The sequence below is a fragment of the Rhizobium sp. IBUN genome (genome assembly GCF_000510625.1).
Classification (GTDB): Bacteria; Pseudomonadota; Alphaproteobacteria; order Rhizobiales; family Rhizobiaceae; genus Rhizobium; species Rhizobium altiplani.
On sequence record NZ_AZNV01000010.1, the window covers coordinates 99,561 to 115,014 of the forward strand.

Sequence of the window (15,454 nt, forward strand, 5' to 3'; positions counted from 1 at the left end):
GATGCGGAGTGTTTCGATGACCGTGACGGGTCGAAAGCAGACAGCATGCGTGCGCAGACGTGCCCCACGACCGGAATGGACGGGCCTCCTCTATATCGCTCCGGCGATGCTTCTGGTGATCATGTTCTTCGTGCTGCCGGTCGGATTTACCGCCTGGATGAGCCTTCACAACTGGCCGCTGATGGGCGCCCAGCGGTGGATCGGCTTCAACAACTACTTCCGCATGTTCAATGACGGCCGCTTCGTCGCGGCGCTGAACTTCACCGCCTACTATACGGTCATCGTGACGATCCTTATCTTCGCGGTCGCCTTTCCGCTTGCTCTTTTCGTCGAGCGACAGCGAGCCTTCGTCAGCACCTATCGCACCGTCATCTTCCTGCCCGTCGTCGTCGGTCTGGCCTCTGCATCGCTGCTTTGGGTGTGGCTGGCCAATGTTGACAGCGGTTTCATCGGTCCTGCCTTGAAGGCGCTCGGACTTGTCGAGAAGAGCCCCAATCTGCTTGCCACCTTCGACAGCGCATTCCTGACGATCTGCGTCATGGTCGTGTGGAAGATAGCCGGCTTTACAATGATCATCCTGCTGACCGGGCTGCAGGCGATCCCGACCGATCTGACGGAGGCCGCCGTCGTCGATGGCGCCAATTGGTGGCAGCGCTTCCGCTTTCTGACGCTGCCGTTGATGCGCAGGACGATCGCGCTCGCGCTGATCATCTCCGTGACCGGCTCGATCCTCGCCTTCGATCAGTTCTACATCATGACCTCAGGCGGGCCGCAAAACCGAATGATCTCTGTCGTCTACTATATCTTCAACCAGTCCTTCGTGTCCTTCAATCTCGGGTACGGCGCGGCGCTGTCGATTGCGCTTCTGGCCATTCTCGTGGTCATCAGCGTCGTGCAGCTTTGGCTGCTGCGTGTCGGGGAGGAGCGCTGATGAGCCTCGTCACCGGTCGCAAGAAAAGCCGTGTAATCCGCGGGCAGGCCGCCTATCACGGCACCGGTATTGCCATCACCATCTTCTTTCTCGCTCCCTTTGTCATCACACTGCTGGCCTCACTCCGGCATGGCACGGAGGCGCGGCTGCCACCGCTGCCGCCATGGCCGACGAACGGTATCAGCTTCGATTCCTATCGCTCGCTCGACAGTTTCGGTGCCGGCATCTGGCAGCACACGCTCAATTCGCTCATCGTGTCGGTTGCGACCGTGGTGCTGACCGTGGTGATCAGCCTGCTCGCCGGTTACGGTTTCTCGCGCTATCGCTTTCCGATGAAGAATGTCTTCTTCATCCTGATCATCGCGACGCTGATGATCCCCTTCCAGTCGATCCTGACGCCACTCTTCATCATCCTCGCCAGGCTCGGGCTCAACAACTCGCTCTTCGGCCTGACGCTGGTCTACGTGACGCTGCAGCTGCCGTTCTCGGTGTTCATGATGCGCAACGCCTTTGACGCGGTGCCGAAGGAGATCGAGGAGGCCGCGCGTATCGACGGCGCCCATGACCTGAAGATGCTCGTGCTGGTTCTGCTGCCGCTTGTGCTGCCGGGCGTCGCGACCGTGGCGATCTTTGCCTTCCTCAATGCCTGGAACGAATTTCTGGCCGCGCTCGTGCTGCTCTCCAGCAACGAGAAATACACGCTGCCCGTCCTGATGATGGCCGTGCGCGCCGGCCGTCTCGGGGCGATCAACTGGGGCGCCGTGCAGGCAGGTGTCGCCGTCATGACGATCCCCTGCCTCATCGTTTTCCTGCTTCTGCAACGCTACTACATGCGCGGGCTGATGGCCGGCGCGGTGAAATGACTTCTGAAGAAAGATGGATCAAGCCATGAACAAGTTGAAAAGAGACCGCCAGTTTCGCCCGCTTCCCGTGCCGGATGTCGATGTGCACGGGCTGTTCGGGGAGCGCCAGGACGCGATCTGCGACAGCACCGCTGAAACGCTGCTCGACCGTTGCGTCACGGCGGGTATGCTGCAGGCGATCGACGTCACCAAGCCGAGCCCCGGCGTCGTGATCCCCATCGGTCCCTGGGGCGGCTCGACGCAGATGTTCTGGGATAGCGACCTCGGCAAATCGATCGAGACGGTGGCCTATTCGCTCTATCGCCGGGCCAATCCGGAGCTCGAAGCCCGGGTCGACGCCATCGTCGACATGTATGAGAAACTGCAGGACAAGGACGGCTATGTGAATGCCTGGTTCCAGCGGGTTCAGCCCGAGCGTCGCTGGACCAACCTGCGTGACCACCACGAACTCTATTGCGCCGGCCACTTGATGGAAGGCGCCGTCGCCTACTATCAGGCCACCGGCAAGCGCAAGATGCTCGATATCATGTGCCGCTTTGCCGATTACATGATTACGGTCTTCGGTCATGGCCCGGGCAAGATTCCTGGCTATTGCGGCCACGAGGAAGTCGAGCTGGCACTGGTCAAGCTTGCCCGCGCGACCGGCGAGAAGAAGTATCTGGACCTTGCCAAGTTCTTCGTCGATGAGCGCGGAACCGAGCCGCACTTCTTCACCGACGAGGCGAACCGCGACGGCCGCAGTGCAGCGGACTTTCACCAGAAGACCTATGAGTACGGCCAAGCTCATCAGCCGGTTCGCGAACAGAAAAAGGTCGTCGGCCACGCCGTTCGTGCCATGTACCTCTATTCCGGCATGGCCGACATCGCGGCGGAATATAACGACGACAGCCTGACCGGCGCCCTAGAAACCTTGTGGGACGATCTGACGACCAAGCAGATGTATGTCACCGGCGGCATCGGGCCGGCGGCCGCCAATGAGGGCTTCACCGACTATTATGACCTGCCGAACGAAAGCGCCTATGCCGAGACCTGCGCTTCCGTCGGTCTGGTGTTCTGGGCAAACCGCATGCTCGGCCGCGGCCCGAACCGGCGCTATGCGGATATCATGGAGCAGGCACTCTACAACGGCGCGATGGCCGGGCTCTCGCTCGACGGCAAGACGTTCTTCTACGAGAACCCGCTGGAAAGTGTCGGCAAGCATCATCGCTGGGTCTGGCACCATTGCCCCTGCTGCCCACCGAACATTGCCCGCCTGCTCGCCTCTATCGGGTCCTACATGTATGGCGTCGCGGATGACGAGATCGCCGTCCACCTCTATGGCGAAGGACGCGCGCGGTTCAAGATCGCGGATGCCAATGTCGAGATGACGCAAAAGACCCGCTATCCGTGGCACGGGGCCGTCCACTTCGACATCAAGACGAGCAAGCAGGCACGCTTTGCGGTTTCGCTGCGCATCCCGGAATGGGCAAAGGGGACGACACTTGCCGTCAACGGTGAGACAATCGATCTCGGCTCGGTCGAACTCGATGGTTACGCCCGCATCGAACGCGAATGGCGCGATGGCGACAAGATCGACCTGAACATTCCACTCGAAACACGCGCTCTCTGGGCAAACCCGCTGGTGCGGCAGGATGCCGGACGGACTGCCCTGATGCGTGGCCCGCTCGTCTATTGCGTCGAGGCGACGGATAACGGCGCAGGCCTAAACGGAATCAGGCTCGGCGAGGATATATCCGCGAAGACGGCTGAGATCGCCGAACTCGGTGGTGCGGTGGCTCTCGATATCGCTGTGACCAAGGATGAGTCGGATTGGGGTGCGACGCTCTATCGGACCAAGCCGCCGGCAGCTGGAACGGGTACGGCCCGCTTTGTGCCTTACCATCTGTGGGACAACCGCGCGCCCGGCGAAATGCTCGTCTGGATCCGCTCCGCCACCTAAGCCGGCTAGGGATGTCAGGTCGCCGGCTTAAGCGCCGGCGACCATGGGCTGTGATCGGACTTCCGCTCGGATCATGCGCACCCAATTGCGGCCGATGGCAAGGCCGGTAGCATCTGATGCCGCGGCGTGCGCGGAGGCAAGAGCCGCGTAGCGTTCATGCCAGCCCGGCTCCATCTGTTCGATCGATTCCGCAAACTCGCCCTTCCAGCTCTCGATGACAGATGCGCTGGCCTCGAAATGGAACTGAGTGCCGTAGGCCGCGCGCCCGATACGAAACGCCTGGTTCTGAGTAAGCTCGCTGACGGCAAGACGGGTCGCACCCTGCGGCAGCGTGAAGGTGTCGCTGTGCCACTGGAATGTCGTGAAATCCGCCTCGAGGCCGGAGAGCAACGGATCCGCGTGCCCATCCTCGGACTTGCTGATCGAGTGCCAGCCAAACTCCAGTCCGGCATTCAGCTGGTTCTCCGCACCGTAGGCGCGCGCCAGGATCTGCGCCCCAAGACAGATGCCGAGCACCGCCTTGTCGCCCTCGGCGAAGTCGCGCATGAGCTGTGCAAGTCCTGGCAGGTAGGGATAGTTCGCGTCGTCGATCGCATTCTGCTCGCCGCCGAGCACCACCAGAGCGTCATGATCGGCAATGCCTGCCGGTAGCTTGCCGTCGATCCAGGGGTAGAAGTGCTCGATCTCGGCCTTGGCTTCCGCCAGCGCCAGCCCCAGCGAGCCGAGCGGCGTGCTTTTCATGTTTTCGATGACGGCGACCCGCATCAGCATCTCCAGTACGATTTCTGGCTCCGAGAGGAACACCAAGCGCCCGGTGATTGCAATACGGATTGTGCCACGCCACGGCAGTTCTTAAATCGGAGTGACGAAAGGAAACCCCTGATATGAGCGACAAGAAAGCCCGCGTGACGATCCTCTACTGCACCCAATGCAACTGGCTGCTGCGCGCCGGCTGGATGGCGCAGGAACTTCTGCAGACCTTCACCGACAGTCTCGGCGAAGTGGCGCTCGTTCCCGGCACCGGCGGCAATTTCGAAATCCGGGTCGATGGCGACCTGATCTGGGAGCGCAAGCGCGATGGCGGCTTTCCCGGTCCGAAGGAGTTGAAGCAGCGCGTGCGCGACATCATCGAACCCGGCCGGGATCTCGGCCATGTCGATCGCACTTCGCTGGAAAGCTGAGCCTAGTCGTAAGGCGAGTTGCAGGTCTTGTAGATACCCTCATAGGTCAGGAACCGATCAGTCTTCGGATTGTAGGTCCGGTACTGGTTACGGCACCAATCCACATGGAACTGTTGTCCCTGTGCCTTCGGCTGCACCGTGCGCACGGGCGGGGGATCGTAATAGAGCGGTCCGCGACCTCGCGCAGCCGGCCGATAGTAGGTCGGACCGGTGGCCGTCGGCGGCCGATAGTTCGGCTGCACATAGGACGGGCGGAACGATTGGACCGGCCCGAAAGTGAAGCAGCCGCGCGCGTCACACATCGTCGACCCAACACGGATGATGTCCGATGCGCCGGCGGCGGGCGGAGACACGCCGAGCGGCATCGCAAACGCCGTGTAGGGCAGCAGGGAGAAGAGCGCGATCAGGCAAAAATTACGAGAGCCGGCCATCAGACGATCCTTTCTGCTGTGTATATAGGACGCCTTTGCAGCAATCGCTATCGCGGCCGCCTCAGATTGCAACCGCGCTGGCGAAGAGTGGCATCAACGACTTTTTTGCTGCCTGTCAGGAAAACTTCAAAAACCCTGTTGACAGCAAGGGGCCGCCCCCGTACATGGCTCTCCGTCGCCCAGATGGCGGAATTGGTAGACGCGCAGGTTTCAGGTACCTGTGCCGCGAGGCGTGGAGGTTCGAGTCCTCTTCTGGGCACCATTCCCTTTTTGTCAACATTGATATTGTTGACTTTTTCATCGAAAATTGCCCCACATTTTTGCACCCTCCGGGGTGTGGGACAACGTTTGTGCTACTTTTGTGCCGGTATCAGTTTGTGTATAGCCGCCGCCGCGAGTTTTTTCCTGTCGGCTTGCTTCGTATAAAGCGTCGTCTGCTTTTTCGTCGTCCAACCATAGATCGCCATCAACTCGTCGTCGGTTGCGCCGTTTTCGGCAGCAATGGTTGCACCGGCTTTTCGAAGTCCATGGGTCGAACAATGCGCAAGGCCTGCCTGATCGCACCAATCCCGCATCTTATTGCCTAGCCCGTTCGTGCTGAAAGGCTTGCCCCCCTCCGTGCACATGAACGTCATTTGCGTAGCTGGAAGTTGATCCAAGTGATCTTGCAGGATTGTCAGCACAGGAATGTCGATGATCGCGCCGCTGGATTTCCTCGTTTTGCCGGGCCGGATAACAAGTTGCCCGTTTTGGACGTGCTGCCGTCCCAGAATTGCCAACTCTTGAAGGCGGAGACCGGTGAAGAGTGCAAGATGCATAAAAAGGTTTGCTTTTGTACCGGAAGGATGGCGCGTCTCGAATTGCCGAACCTCTTCGACTGTCCATGTGTGAAAACCGTCTCCAGAATAAAGCTTTTTGATCCGGAGCGCGGGATTTTTCTCCGCGATGCCAACCTCCATCGCCCAACCGAACATTGCAGAAAGCGTCTTGATTAGGTTGTTCTGCGCGCCGGGCGTAGATTTGATCTCGTCTCGAATTTCGATGACATGACGCTTTTCCATTGCGGCAAATGGAAGATCACCACGCTTCACGCTCCCGTGCATGCTCTCGCATATCTCTTCGAGGAGGCGAGCGCGACGTGCAAGCTGGTCGGGTGCAAGGAGATTTTTTGCCCGCCGCTTGTATTCGCGCACCAGCCACAGCAATGAGCCCGCTTTTGCTTGTCTAGCTTCTTCTAGCGTTGGTGCCACATGTGTCCGGTCTTTCGGAAGATAGGCAACGCCGAGCCTCGCGCAAGCGACCTCTTCTTCAAACGCTGTAGTGCCGGGGATTTCCCGCAACCGAACCTTCGGGCGGCCAGTTGATCGAAAATAGTACCGGGGCTTACCGTTGCGAAAGTCCCGGTCTACGGAGACCCCCTTAGGAAGCTTATTATTGGATTTTTGCGGCATCCCAAGGGTTCTCATGTTGCATAGTGACAACCGATACGTTGAGATCAGTTTCGCCATCTTTGTGGGGTAGTTTTCGGAACGCAGCGGTTAGCTCGGCAACATCCCAGAGGCACCTCCCACCGAGAATGCGAGGGGATGGCATGATGCCTGCTGCCACGCTCCTGTCGAAAGTGGTCGCACTGACACCGATGAGTGCTGCGGCCTGTTCTCGGTTGATCCCCAAAGGAGGAAGCGACAAAGGTAGAATGTCGGCTCGTTGTGAAGACAAGCTGGACATGATGGTAATCTCTGAAAAGTCCGAGAGCTACGGGGATTGCATGCGGTATTTGCCCCTATAGATCGCAGAAGCCATCTAAACGCTGACATACGTCAGACTTGACGACCATGCCTGATGCTCACCGGGAACGCAAGCCGGGATGTCCCGTTAAGTATATGTTTCTGCTGCAACAAATGCCACCTACACATGTAGGTTACATCGCGATCTCACACCATATCGACCCGTGCAACTGTTGCATCCGGTGACGACCGGCTCGGGGCATTGCCAAGCGGCTCGTCACAGCCCTATATGGATGACATGAGGGCTTTGAACTATCGGGATTACGCTGAGCGTTATCCGCTCCTAGTCGCTGACGTGGAGCGTGCAGGCGCGCGGGCAAGAGAAATTGAAAGGCGCTTGGGCAATGCCCGAGACCGTAACGCAAGACGTCTCTTCATTGACAAGTTCCTGAAGTCGCCAGATGCGAAGCTGTACTATCTGTTCCGAGGCATCGTGCGCTGCAAAATGCTACACCGGTATCCGCCTGACCTTGTTATCAGCCAAGCCTCCACTTTGGATTTGTTCAACCGCGAACCTGAGGCGGTCGGACACTATGAGAAACCTGCCACTACTCTGCAAAGTGCACGTCTCATCACAATATTCGGCCCGAGAAAAAAAGCGCGTCAAAACATGGTTCGCGCCGTGCTCAAAGCCGTACACGAACCACGCCCTGATCAATACACGATTAAGGGGGTGCCCGAGGCTCTTAAAGCCTTGGAGCAAGACTTCCGGGATGGATTTACCTATGCGGTGGAACGAGACATAAGACGGTTCTATCAGCAAATCCGCTTGGAAGGGCTTGTGAATATACTGCGCCCTCTGCCCAGAGGGGTCGTAGAGAATGTCGTTTGGGATGGTCGGTCTGATGATCGGACAAACATAGACGATTTATCTACCGCAGTAGCCAGTACCGGCCTTCTTCCCCTCAGAGGTCTGCCGCAAGGTTCCGCTTGCTCACCAATTGCCGCCGAGATGGTCGTCGCTAATCTGCTCGCAGGTTTGAGCGCCGATATTCGTCTTCGGGCTTATGCCGACAACGTTATTATTCTTGGCAGGACTTATCATGCGGTGGCAGCGGCAAGCGAACAGCTTGAAAGCCTTGCAAATGCGCATAGCGCTGGACCTCTGAGGCTGAAGCCAAATGACAACATCATCAACCTGAACTCCGATAGTTTTTGCTTCTTGGGTTACGAAGGGAGTTATTTCGCTTCAGCGCGTCCGCCTCATATCGATTGGCAGCCTCGCCACGAACGGCTGTCGCCGATAGAGACTATAATTCAAAAACGCGACGTCTCCTCCCGAGAATTGATTGACGCGCTCAAGTGGTGTCAAGCAGTGGTAAACACTTATCCTCTTTGGCGAGGCGGCGCGCTGTGGGCGGCAGAGGCACAATGTGCGATCCATGCCCGGCTCGCATATCGCAAGCTCGACAATATCTCGCGGTACCCGCACTGCCATATTATTTTTAACTACTGGCGTGATGCGACCGAAATGCCGCAAGAACTACAAATTCTTCTACCGGAGGCACATGACTACGAAGAGAAGGGCCGACAAGCGGTTCTTGATATTGTGGCCCCGTGGGTAGAGCAGCATTACCCCGCTCTACACGTAAATCGTACTCATCCGACTGACTTCAGCCAGAATATTCAATAGCTAGCCCGCTGCTGCGGGCACTTGTATACGCCGGTCAGTTTAGACTTGTTGCAACAAGTTTCACGCACGCCGGCCCCGCACTGATTGCGCATGTCGACACGCTGCCGTTTCAGAAACTAGTCAAATTATACCGCGATCACGGCAGACTTTTAGAATTGCCTCGCTCTCCGTCTTCACGCCGCCGAGACCCGCTACGGCAAATCCAACTCTCGGGCCGTTTCCAACAAGCATGCCGAAATACGGCTGATGACCGATGTAGCCTCCGAAGCTGTTTTTTGCATTGACCGAGCCGCACACATAGACAAAACCCTCCTTATCGCGGGCAGCGGCCATACCGCCAAATATCGCGCTCACAGGGTCCTTCAGTGCCCGGCGCACCCCGGTTTGCACTGCTAGTTGCTCGGTCCCTGACAGCCGATACTTGCCAGCGGAAGCCGATGGAGCTTGTGGAGGCGTGCGCTCAGCAGATGCCTCCTGCCGCATCCCACATCCCGCGTCTGGGCTTCCGTCACCGGGACGGAAGCCGCACTCTAAGATCATGGCCCGGATATCTTCGGCGTTGGGCTCTGAGGGGGACGCGACAAGTTTCTTCGCTTTTTCGCGGCAGGTTTTCTCCGCCGTTTCCAATGACGTCGCTATCGACATCTTTTTGGGGGTGTTGCTGACCACACCTTCCAAGCAAACAATATAGTCGAGGACGGTCCGGCTCTTCGAAGAAGTAACATAGGTTGCGTCCCTCCGGTCATATGCCAGAGCCGGATTGATGGAAATGACCATGGCGGCAGCAGCGATGATTGCAGTCGTGCGTGCTGATTTTTCTTCCGAGCTTTTCATTCAATATTCCTTCGATAAATCTGAGAACGGGGAATAGTGACGCCTTCCGGGATTGGAGCGCGAGCGAAGATGTCGGCAATTTCCGGTCCATGTTTGGCCCGTAGCTCGCCTGCAAGGTCTATTGGGACCAGAGACAGCCGGGCGAACCATTCCTCGCCTGTGAGTGAATATCGGCTGACAATCCTGCGCCAAGCGTCTGGATGCTTAAAGCGCCGATGAAGGGCAAGATGAACCGACTGACAAAGCGGATACGGTGCGAGGCGAGAATAATCTTCGGAATGCCGGGAGACACGCTCACTGCTGCCGGAAATGCAACAAGTTGCAGCCGGGCTCAGCCAGCCGTTGTCCTCGAACCAACGAACAAGCTGCCAGCCGCGAACGCGCTCGTCATGCTCGAACCCGTTGTAGCGCGGGAGAACACCCCACTTCCATTGTCGGAGGGGTTTGACCATGCTCATTGGGTTGACTGCGCCGATGCCTTTAGCTTTTGCTGGTACTCCTCCCAGAGAAGGTCGCGGATGAACCAGTCGCACTCTGGACGGTGCGCCAACAGCGCATCCTTGACCCCCCTAACATCAAAGACAGCCGCAATTGGAAGCTCATTATAGGGTGTAGTCTGGACAACAAAGCGTTCGGCTTCTCGCACCCTTGTTATTAGGCGCTCGACGCTGGGAATGCGCGTGGTGGTTCCGTCATCGAGAACCTGCCAGTCTTCGGCAAACGGTTGCCCCTTGTCGATACGCAGCGTCATCTCTTTCGTAGTAAATTCGCCGATTTTTTCACCGCCAAGAAACCGATGCTGCCACGCGATGCCTGCTGCGCCGTTTTCCTTGCTGCACTGAAGGATGAGCGTAACGGGGTCCAGATCGATTGCGTCAACGTCTTCGGCAACGAGTGTCATTGTCACAATCTTTTGATCCGTCATCGGATCGACGTTTGCTCGGACCTGCCACTTCCCAAAATCCTGCGTGGCGGTCTCGGCCGCACACGTCCCGGATAAAGCGACCAGCGACAACGCAGCGACAACTATAGGCTTGAGCCCCATCAAAACTGCTCCCCGGCGGGCGGTCATCGCGGGTGCGTCCCCCGCGAAAGTGCCCTTCGATCCTCTGGTGATCGGGGAGTTAGTAACCGCATAGCACGGCCTCACGGCCTTTGGTTCAGAGAACTTGGACATACGCCGCAAGCTCCCCGACCATAGGTCGAAGAGTGATGCCATGTCGCGGCATCTACCTAGCTATGATGGGGTTACTACGCCCCGAAGCGGCACGTACCGCTCTGCGTTCTATTTCGCGCGGATAGTTGTGTTTGTCAAAGGTAGCAGATGGCTCAATTTCAATCAGCAAGCGCACGATAAACCGAGGCGCGGCCAATCCCGAGTTGCCGAGCGATGGCGCTTGCCCCCAACCCAGCTTTCTTTAGCTCCCGGATTTCTACTTCCTTCATCCGGGCAGTGGGCTTACGGCCTTTATATTTGCCCGCCTCCTTTGCCGCGAGAATGCCTTCCCGTTGCCGCTGCAACATCACCTCGCGCTCAAATTGGGCCATGGCCGCAAAGACGGTCAGCAGCATTCTTCCGGATGGCGATTTCGTATCCACCTCGCCGCCGCCGAAATCGAGAATGCGGAGCGCTACCCCCTTCCAGTCCAGTTGCTCGACAAGCGACAGGAGATGCGACGTGGACCGGGCGAGGCGGTCGAGCTTCGTCACGACCAGTGTGTCGCCTTCGCGAACGAAGTCGAGCGCCGCACTCAGTTGCAACCGCTGCCCCACCGACGAGACCTGCTCGCTGAAGAGCTTCTCACATCCGACGATGGTCTCAAGGTCTCTGATCTGGGCTTGCAGACCTGCTGCCTGCTCGGCGGTGGAGGTTCGGGCGTATCCAACCAGCATTTCGTTCCCCGTGTCTCAATAGCATCCTGGACATAATGCAACATGTTGCACCAAAAGCTAGAGATAACTCTATTGAGACAACTACTAAATGATTGGGCGATGTCTCGCTGGGGCAAGCGCTTGCGAGACAGCAGAGAAAAAATGGTGGCTACGGTCGGAAGGCGATCAAATTGAAGCACTACGTTGTGGATTAATTCGGCCACGCTACGGAAGTCGATCTTGCAACCCGTTGTTAATGTTTAAAATTGCAACCTAGCGATACTCGTGGAGGCTGCGTGAGTTGCCGGACGGTGTTGTATCCCAGTAGCGACGGCGCAGTAATTCATATAAGCATTCTCGTTATCCGAGAATGGTCTGCCTTAAAACCGGGCTAAGTGAAACAGCCTCAATTTGAGAGAATGCGATGAAAGCTGACTATAAGGGCTTCGCCTTTGCAAGTCGTCTCAGCGAGGACTATCAAGTGAAATCGAAATTTGCATCGGTGGAGGAGGACAGAACCATACGCCCACCAATGTTGAAGAAGCCCGCTCAAGCCAAGTCGCCAAAACCAAGCGCCAAGTTTCAGGCCGTCCCACGGACCAACAGTAATGGTGCAGATTTATTCCAATTTATCGAGCCGCAGCATCAGGCTTCAGACATAGTCCTTGATACCGAGAACTTCAGGCTGCTTTCAGAAGTGGTGGAGGAGTTTCGTCGCGGGGACGATCTCCGTCGTCATGGCCTTTCCCCGAGATCAAAGTTGCTTTTCTGCGGACCCCCCGGTTGCGGCAAAACACTCTGCGCGGAAGTGATCGCCTACGAATTACACCTGCCGCTGTTTGTTGCTCGTCTGGATGGCATCATAACGACGTATCTTGGTGAAACTGCAAGCAATCTGAGGCAGCTTTTCGAAGCGGCAATGAATACGCCCAGCGTGCTTTTTCTCGATGAATTTGATGCCTTAGCCCGCACAAGAACGGATAACTCCGAGCACAATGAAATTCGGCGAGTTGTTAACAGCCTCCTGAAAATGATTGAAGCTTATAGGGGGCGTGGGCTGCTCATCGCGGCGACAAACTTGCAGTCCTCCATAGATGATGCTGCTTGGAGGCGCTTCGATGAAGTGTTGTTATTTAAGCCGCCGACACGGCATCAGATTAGAAAGCTGTTGCGCGTCAAGACGCGAAATTTCCGTGCCGAAATTGATTTTGAAGAGTTTTTGGAGGCGCTCGAGGGCATGTCATTTGCCGAAATCGAGCGAATTTGTATGTCTGCAATAAAGCGGGAAATTATCAATAGAAAATCAACTTTGAGTAGATACAGCTTTATGGCCGCCATGAAAGATGAAAAGAGGCGGATTGCAATTAGGAGCAATGTTCAAGCTCCGGAATAATTGATTTTGCCGGGGAACTTATGGCGACATATGCGCATCTTCCACTAAAGCGCCTTGAGGGAGAACTTGTCAGAAGAAAGAACAGTGGGTTTCCGGGTGGCTTAAAGCGAGAACCTGTTGGTCACGGTGGTCGCCTCAAATCGGAGATCGCCACCACTCAATCAGAGTTTGAGAAGCTCCCGCCGGTAGCTGGGGTCGACCCATCGTTGATCCTGAAGATCAAAGTTGCAGGGCTCGTTACCGAAGACGATTGGCGCAAACTCGGTCTAAGTGTGCTGTCAATCGACGGCGACAAGACTACTGTACTCTTCGCCGACGACAAATCCTTGCAAGCCTTCCACCAAAAGGTAGATGCCTATCGCGGCGGGATACCCGATGGGCAGAAAGGCCCCCAGTTTGCGCAGTTGATTGGTTCTATCGAAGCCGTATCGCTCGTCGAGCCAGCGGATCGAATTGGCAGAGTGCTTCGTGCAGCAGGTTTCGATAGCGTCGACACGTTTGATGCGAGCACCGACTACATACTTGATTTCGAATTGCATAGACCAAGTTCAGATGAAGATGCCGCACTATTCATCTATCGATTTGAAAACACGATAGGCCCCATGGGGGGCGAAATTATTAGTACCTACAACGGCAAGAGCATTTTGCTGGTAAGGGCAATATGTAACGGAGATGCCCTTAGAGGTGCGTTGAACTTGCCTGAACTTTCGGTGATGGACTTGCCACCTCAACCTGATTTAGGTCCCACCGATATCAGTGACGTTCAGTCCGGCCAAATAGATGCTGGCACTCCCCCAGCAGACGACGCTGTTGTGGTCGGCATAGTGGATAGCGGAGTAAATTTTGGACACAAATTACTAGCTCCGACGGAAGCAGGATCATTCACCGTGGTGAGCACGTTTGGCTCCGACGATGAGGGCGGACACGGCACGTCAGTGGCATCAGTGGCCGCATTTGGTGACATTGAAGCGCGATTGAAAGCCGGGAACTTCGACGCTCAGTTCAGGATCGCAAGCGCCAGAGTAACGACCAACACGGGAAAATTTCCCTCCGAAATGTCGGTGCCGGAACTGATGGAGAAGTCAATACGGCGTCTACACGACGAGTACGGATGCCGAATAATTAACATTTCGCTGGGCGATGCGGACAGAGTGTACGACGGTTCGCGTGTTGATACGTGGACTGCTACTCTGGACAGTCTCGCGCGTGAACTCGATATTCTAATTGTGGTTTCAGCGGGCAATAGAGGTAATCTGACAGCTACCTACGGCGATCAAATTCTGAAGGCATATCCAAAGCTGCTTCTAGATAAGGCATCTAGGGTTATATCGCCTGCTTTTGGTGCAAATCTGATCTCCGTCGGGGCAATAGCAAACTCAAATGGCCTCGCTGATGAGGATAAGGATTTGGTTGGAGTGCAACCAGTCTGTGGCAAGGAGGAGCCAGCACCGTTCACTCGTTGCGGACCCGGTGTCCGTAACATGGTAAAGCCTGATTTTGTCGACTTTGGTGGGAACGCCGTATGGGACGGGCCTACCCAATCTCTTGTTAGCGGCAACCATAAGCCCTCAGCGGGGATTTGGGCTTTCCATCACAAGCCTCTTGAGCGACTGTTCAGGGCTCGGTCGGGGACATCGTTCTCTGCTCCACAGCTTTCATATAAAGCGGCACTACTTCTCTCGCAGTTTCCGCTTGCGTCAGCAAATTTGCTCCGTGCGCTGTTGGCTATTTCTGCCCGCGTACCAACTGCACCCTCTCTCCGGCCTGAGCCTCTGAATGAGCAGGAACTACTTTCGACTTGCGGGTATGGTGTCGCAAATCCAACTGACGCGGCGACATCTGACGACACCCGGGTCGTGTTGTTTACCGAGGACAAACTGAAGTTGGATCATTTCGCCGTTTATGAGGTTCCTATTCCTTCCGACTTTCAAACTATGAAAGGAGAAAAGGAGATACGGGTTTGTCTGGCATTCGACCCTCCAACAAGACACACGAGAGCAGAGTATCTGGGCGTCACCATGGGATGGCGGCTGTTGCGCGGGACTAGTGCAGATGATGTTTTCCACCGATTTCGCAAGTGGGAGGCAGATGAGGGCGAGCCGCCAAAGTTTGAAAGTAAGTATGTTTGCAACAGCGACATAGGCCCAAATCTGAGGGAAAAGGGCACGTTACAGCTTGGAACATATTCAGGAAAAAAAGATATCAGCGGCTATGGGGATCGATACTTTGTTGCTGTGTGGTGCTCAAGGAGATGGGCTCCCGCCGATATCGAGGAGCAAAACTTCGCCGTCTGTGTCCAATTGCGCCATGAGAACGTAAATACTCTCTATCAGTCGCTGACTGTGCCAATTAAGGTTAAGGTATAGAAGTGAGGTAGCAGAAAGCCGGTGCGGTGGCCACGACTGTGGGACAAGCGATCCAAAAAGCATAACAATCCATAGCGATGGTTCAATGTCCCACATATCACTATCATATTGATAATGCTGGATTGAGTGACACCTCTTCTGGGCACCATTTCCCTAAGAAATGCAAAGTGAAGGCCGATATAAGGTCTTCCCATTTCTTCCCCCAAAGACATTAGCAGCGCAGG

At 56.3% G+C, this 15,454-nt stretch carries 14 protein-coding genes and 1 tRNA gene; 8 read left to right on the forward strand and 7 right to left on the reverse strand.

The window, feature by feature from the left end; translation table 11 throughout:
• Nucleotides 1-16 precede the first annotated feature (16 nt).
• The 3 genes from RHIBUN_RS0111990 to RHIBUN_RS0112000 are packed head-to-tail and all read left to right on the forward strand — an operon-like array spanning nucleotide 17 to nucleotide 3,733.
• Complete coding sequence (locus RHIBUN_RS0111990; RefSeq protein WP_018855343.1) at nucleotides 17-931, forward strand: sugar ABC transporter permease; 915 nt, start codon at nucleotides 17-19, stop codon at nucleotides 929-931.
• The gene (locus tag RHIBUN_RS0111995) at nucleotides 931-1,794 is read left to right on the forward strand and encodes a carbohydrate ABC transporter permease (protein ID WP_025659762.1); all 864 of its coding nucleotides are present in this window, start codon (nucleotides 931-933) and stop codon (nucleotides 1,792-1,794) included. The genes RHIBUN_RS0111990 and RHIBUN_RS0111995 overlap by 1 nt, the downstream gene beginning before the upstream one ends.
• Before the next feature lie 25 nt (nucleotides 1,795-1,819).
• A complete protein-coding gene (locus RHIBUN_RS0112000; RefSeq protein ID WP_025659763.1) occupies nucleotides 1,820-3,733 on the forward strand; it encodes a beta-L-arabinofuranosidase domain-containing protein in 1,914 nt (637 codons plus the stop codon).
• A gap of 27 nt (nucleotides 3,734-3,760) precedes the next feature.
• Here the strand turns inward: RHIBUN_RS0112000 and RHIBUN_RS0112005 are convergent, their stop codons facing one another.
• Nucleotides 3,761-4,498, reverse strand: a complete 738-nt coding sequence (locus tag RHIBUN_RS0112005) for a type 1 glutamine amidotransferase (protein ID WP_025659764.1) — start codon at nucleotides 4,496-4,498, stop codon at nucleotides 3,761-3,763.
• 119 nt (nucleotides 4,499-4,617) lie between these two features.
• Here RHIBUN_RS0112005 and RHIBUN_RS0112010 point away from each other — a divergent pair, with 119 nt between their 5' ends.
• The gene (locus RHIBUN_RS0112010) at nucleotides 4,618-4,914 is read left to right on the forward strand and encodes a SelT/SelW/SelH family protein (RefSeq protein WP_018855339.1); all 297 of its coding nucleotides are present in this window, start codon (nucleotides 4,618-4,620) and stop codon (nucleotides 4,912-4,914) included.
• A gap of 2 nt (nucleotides 4,915-4,916) precedes the next feature.
• Here RHIBUN_RS0112010 and RHIBUN_RS0112015 read toward each other — a convergent pair whose 3' ends face one another.
• Nucleotides 4,917-5,279: a BA14K family protein gene (locus tag RHIBUN_RS0112015; RefSeq protein WP_082728676.1), complete on the reverse strand. Its 363-nt coding sequence runs from the start codon at nucleotides 5,277-5,279 to the stop codon at nucleotides 4,917-4,919.
• Between the two features lie 243 nt (nucleotides 5,280-5,522).
• Here RHIBUN_RS0112015 and RHIBUN_RS0112020 point away from each other — a divergent pair.
• Nucleotides 5,523-5,607, forward strand: a tRNA-Leu gene (locus tag RHIBUN_RS0112020).
• A 91-nt stretch (nucleotides 5,608-5,698) separates the two neighbouring features.
• On the opposite strand, the gene RHIBUN_RS0112025 is transcribed toward RHIBUN_RS0112020, so the two are convergent.
• Nucleotides 5,699-6,685 carry a site-specific integrase gene (locus RHIBUN_RS0112025; protein ID WP_198021145.1) on the reverse strand — a complete coding sequence of 329 codons (987 nt, stop codon included), beginning with the start codon at nucleotides 6,683-6,685 and terminating at the stop codon, nucleotides 5,699-5,701.
• Between the two features lie 676 nt (nucleotides 6,686-7,361).
• Here RHIBUN_RS0112025 and RHIBUN_RS0112035 point away from each other — a divergent pair.
• A complete protein-coding gene (locus tag RHIBUN_RS0112035) occupies nucleotides 7,362-8,765 on the forward strand; it encodes a reverse transcriptase domain-containing protein (RefSeq protein WP_084659691.1) in 1,404 nt (467 codons plus the stop codon).
• Nucleotides 8,766-8,885: 120 nt separating this feature from the next.
• On the opposite strand, the gene RHIBUN_RS34740 is transcribed toward RHIBUN_RS0112035, so the two are convergent.
• The 4 genes from RHIBUN_RS34740 to RHIBUN_RS0112050 all read right to left on the reverse strand — a co-directional run bounded on the left by RHIBUN_RS34740 (nucleotide 8,886) and on the right by RHIBUN_RS0112050 (nucleotide 11,492).
• On the reverse strand, nucleotides 8,886-9,599 hold the full coding sequence (locus tag RHIBUN_RS34740; protein WP_025659768.1) for a hypothetical protein: 714 nt from the start codon (nucleotides 9,597-9,599) through the stop codon (nucleotides 8,886-8,888).
• On the reverse strand, nucleotides 9,596-10,057 hold the full coding sequence (locus tag RHIBUN_RS36385) for a hypothetical protein (RefSeq protein WP_156932699.1): 462 nt from the start codon (nucleotides 10,055-10,057) through the stop codon (nucleotides 9,596-9,598). Before RHIBUN_RS36385 ends, RHIBUN_RS34740 begins: the two co-directional genes overlap by 4 nt.
• Nucleotides 10,054-10,644: a hypothetical protein gene (locus tag RHIBUN_RS0112045; RefSeq protein WP_156932700.1), complete on the reverse strand. Its 591-nt coding sequence runs from the start codon at nucleotides 10,642-10,644 to the stop codon at nucleotides 10,054-10,056. The genes RHIBUN_RS36385 and RHIBUN_RS0112045 overlap by 4 nt, the downstream gene beginning before the upstream one ends.
• A 290-nt stretch (nucleotides 10,645-10,934) precedes the next feature.
• A complete protein-coding gene (locus RHIBUN_RS0112050; RefSeq protein ID WP_025659770.1) occupies nucleotides 10,935-11,492 on the reverse strand; it encodes a recombinase family protein in 558 nt (185 codons plus the stop codon).
• Nucleotides 11,493-11,895: 403 nt separating this feature from the next.
• Between RHIBUN_RS0112050 and RHIBUN_RS33375 the strand changes: the two genes are divergently transcribed.
• Together RHIBUN_RS33375 and RHIBUN_RS34745 are read left to right on the forward strand one after the other, a co-directional pair.
• A complete protein-coding gene (locus RHIBUN_RS33375) occupies nucleotides 11,896-12,864 on the forward strand; it encodes an ATP-binding protein (RefSeq protein WP_025659771.1) in 969 nt (322 codons plus the stop codon).
• Nucleotides 12,865-12,884: 20 nt separating this feature from the next.
• Nucleotides 12,885-15,230: a S8 family peptidase gene (locus RHIBUN_RS34745; protein WP_025659772.1), complete on the forward strand. Its 2,346-nt coding sequence runs from the start codon at nucleotides 12,885-12,887 to the stop codon at nucleotides 15,228-15,230.
• Nucleotides 15,231-15,454: the final 224 nt, after the last annotated feature.

Bases quoted from the DNA above. Each gene is read 5' to 3' on its own strand.
- RHIBUN_RS0111990 (WP_018855343.1), top strand. From the start codon at position 17: ATGACCGTGACGGGTCGAAAGCAGACAGCATGCGTGCGCAGACGTGCC.
- RHIBUN_RS0111995 (WP_025659762.1), top strand. From the start codon at position 931: ATGAGCCTCGTCACCGGTCGCAAGAAAAGCCGTGTAATCCGCGGGCAG.
- RHIBUN_RS0112000 (WP_025659763.1), top strand. From the start codon at position 1,820: ATGAACAAGTTGAAAAGAGACCGCCAGTTTCGCCCGCTTCCCGTGCCG.
- RHIBUN_RS0112005 (WP_025659764.1), bottom strand. From the start codon at position 4,498: ATGCGGGTCGCCGTCATCGAAAACATGAAAAGCACGCCGCTCGGCTCG.
- RHIBUN_RS0112010 (WP_018855339.1), top strand. From the start codon at position 4,618: ATGAGCGACAAGAAAGCCCGCGTGACGATCCTCTACTGCACCCAATGC.
- RHIBUN_RS0112015 (WP_082728676.1), bottom strand. From the start codon at position 5,279: ATGCCGCTCGGCGTGTCTCCGCCCGCCGCCGGCGCATCGGACATCATC.
- RHIBUN_RS0112035 (WP_084659691.1), top strand. From the start codon at position 7,362: ATGGATGACATGAGGGCTTTGAACTATCGGGATTACGCTGAGCGTTAT.
- RHIBUN_RS34740 (WP_025659768.1), bottom strand. From the start codon at position 9,599: ATGAAAAGCTCGGAAGAAAAATCAGCACGCACGACTGCAATCATCGCT.
- RHIBUN_RS36385 (WP_156932699.1), bottom strand. From the start codon at position 10,057: ATGAGCATGGTCAAACCCCTCCGACAATGGAAGTGGGGTGTTCTCCCG.
- RHIBUN_RS0112045 (WP_156932700.1), bottom strand. From the start codon at position 10,644: ATGGGGCTCAAGCCTATAGTTGTCGCTGCGTTGTCGCTGGTCGCTTTA.
- RHIBUN_RS0112050 (WP_025659770.1), bottom strand. From the start codon at position 11,492: ATGCTGGTTGGATACGCCCGAACCTCCACCGCCGAGCAGGCAGCAGGT.
- RHIBUN_RS33375 (WP_025659771.1), top strand. From the start codon at position 11,896: ATGAAAGCTGACTATAAGGGCTTCGCCTTTGCAAGTCGTCTCAGCGAG.
- RHIBUN_RS34745 (WP_025659772.1), top strand. From the start codon at position 12,885: ATGGCGACATATGCGCATCTTCCACTAAAGCGCCTTGAGGGAGAACTT.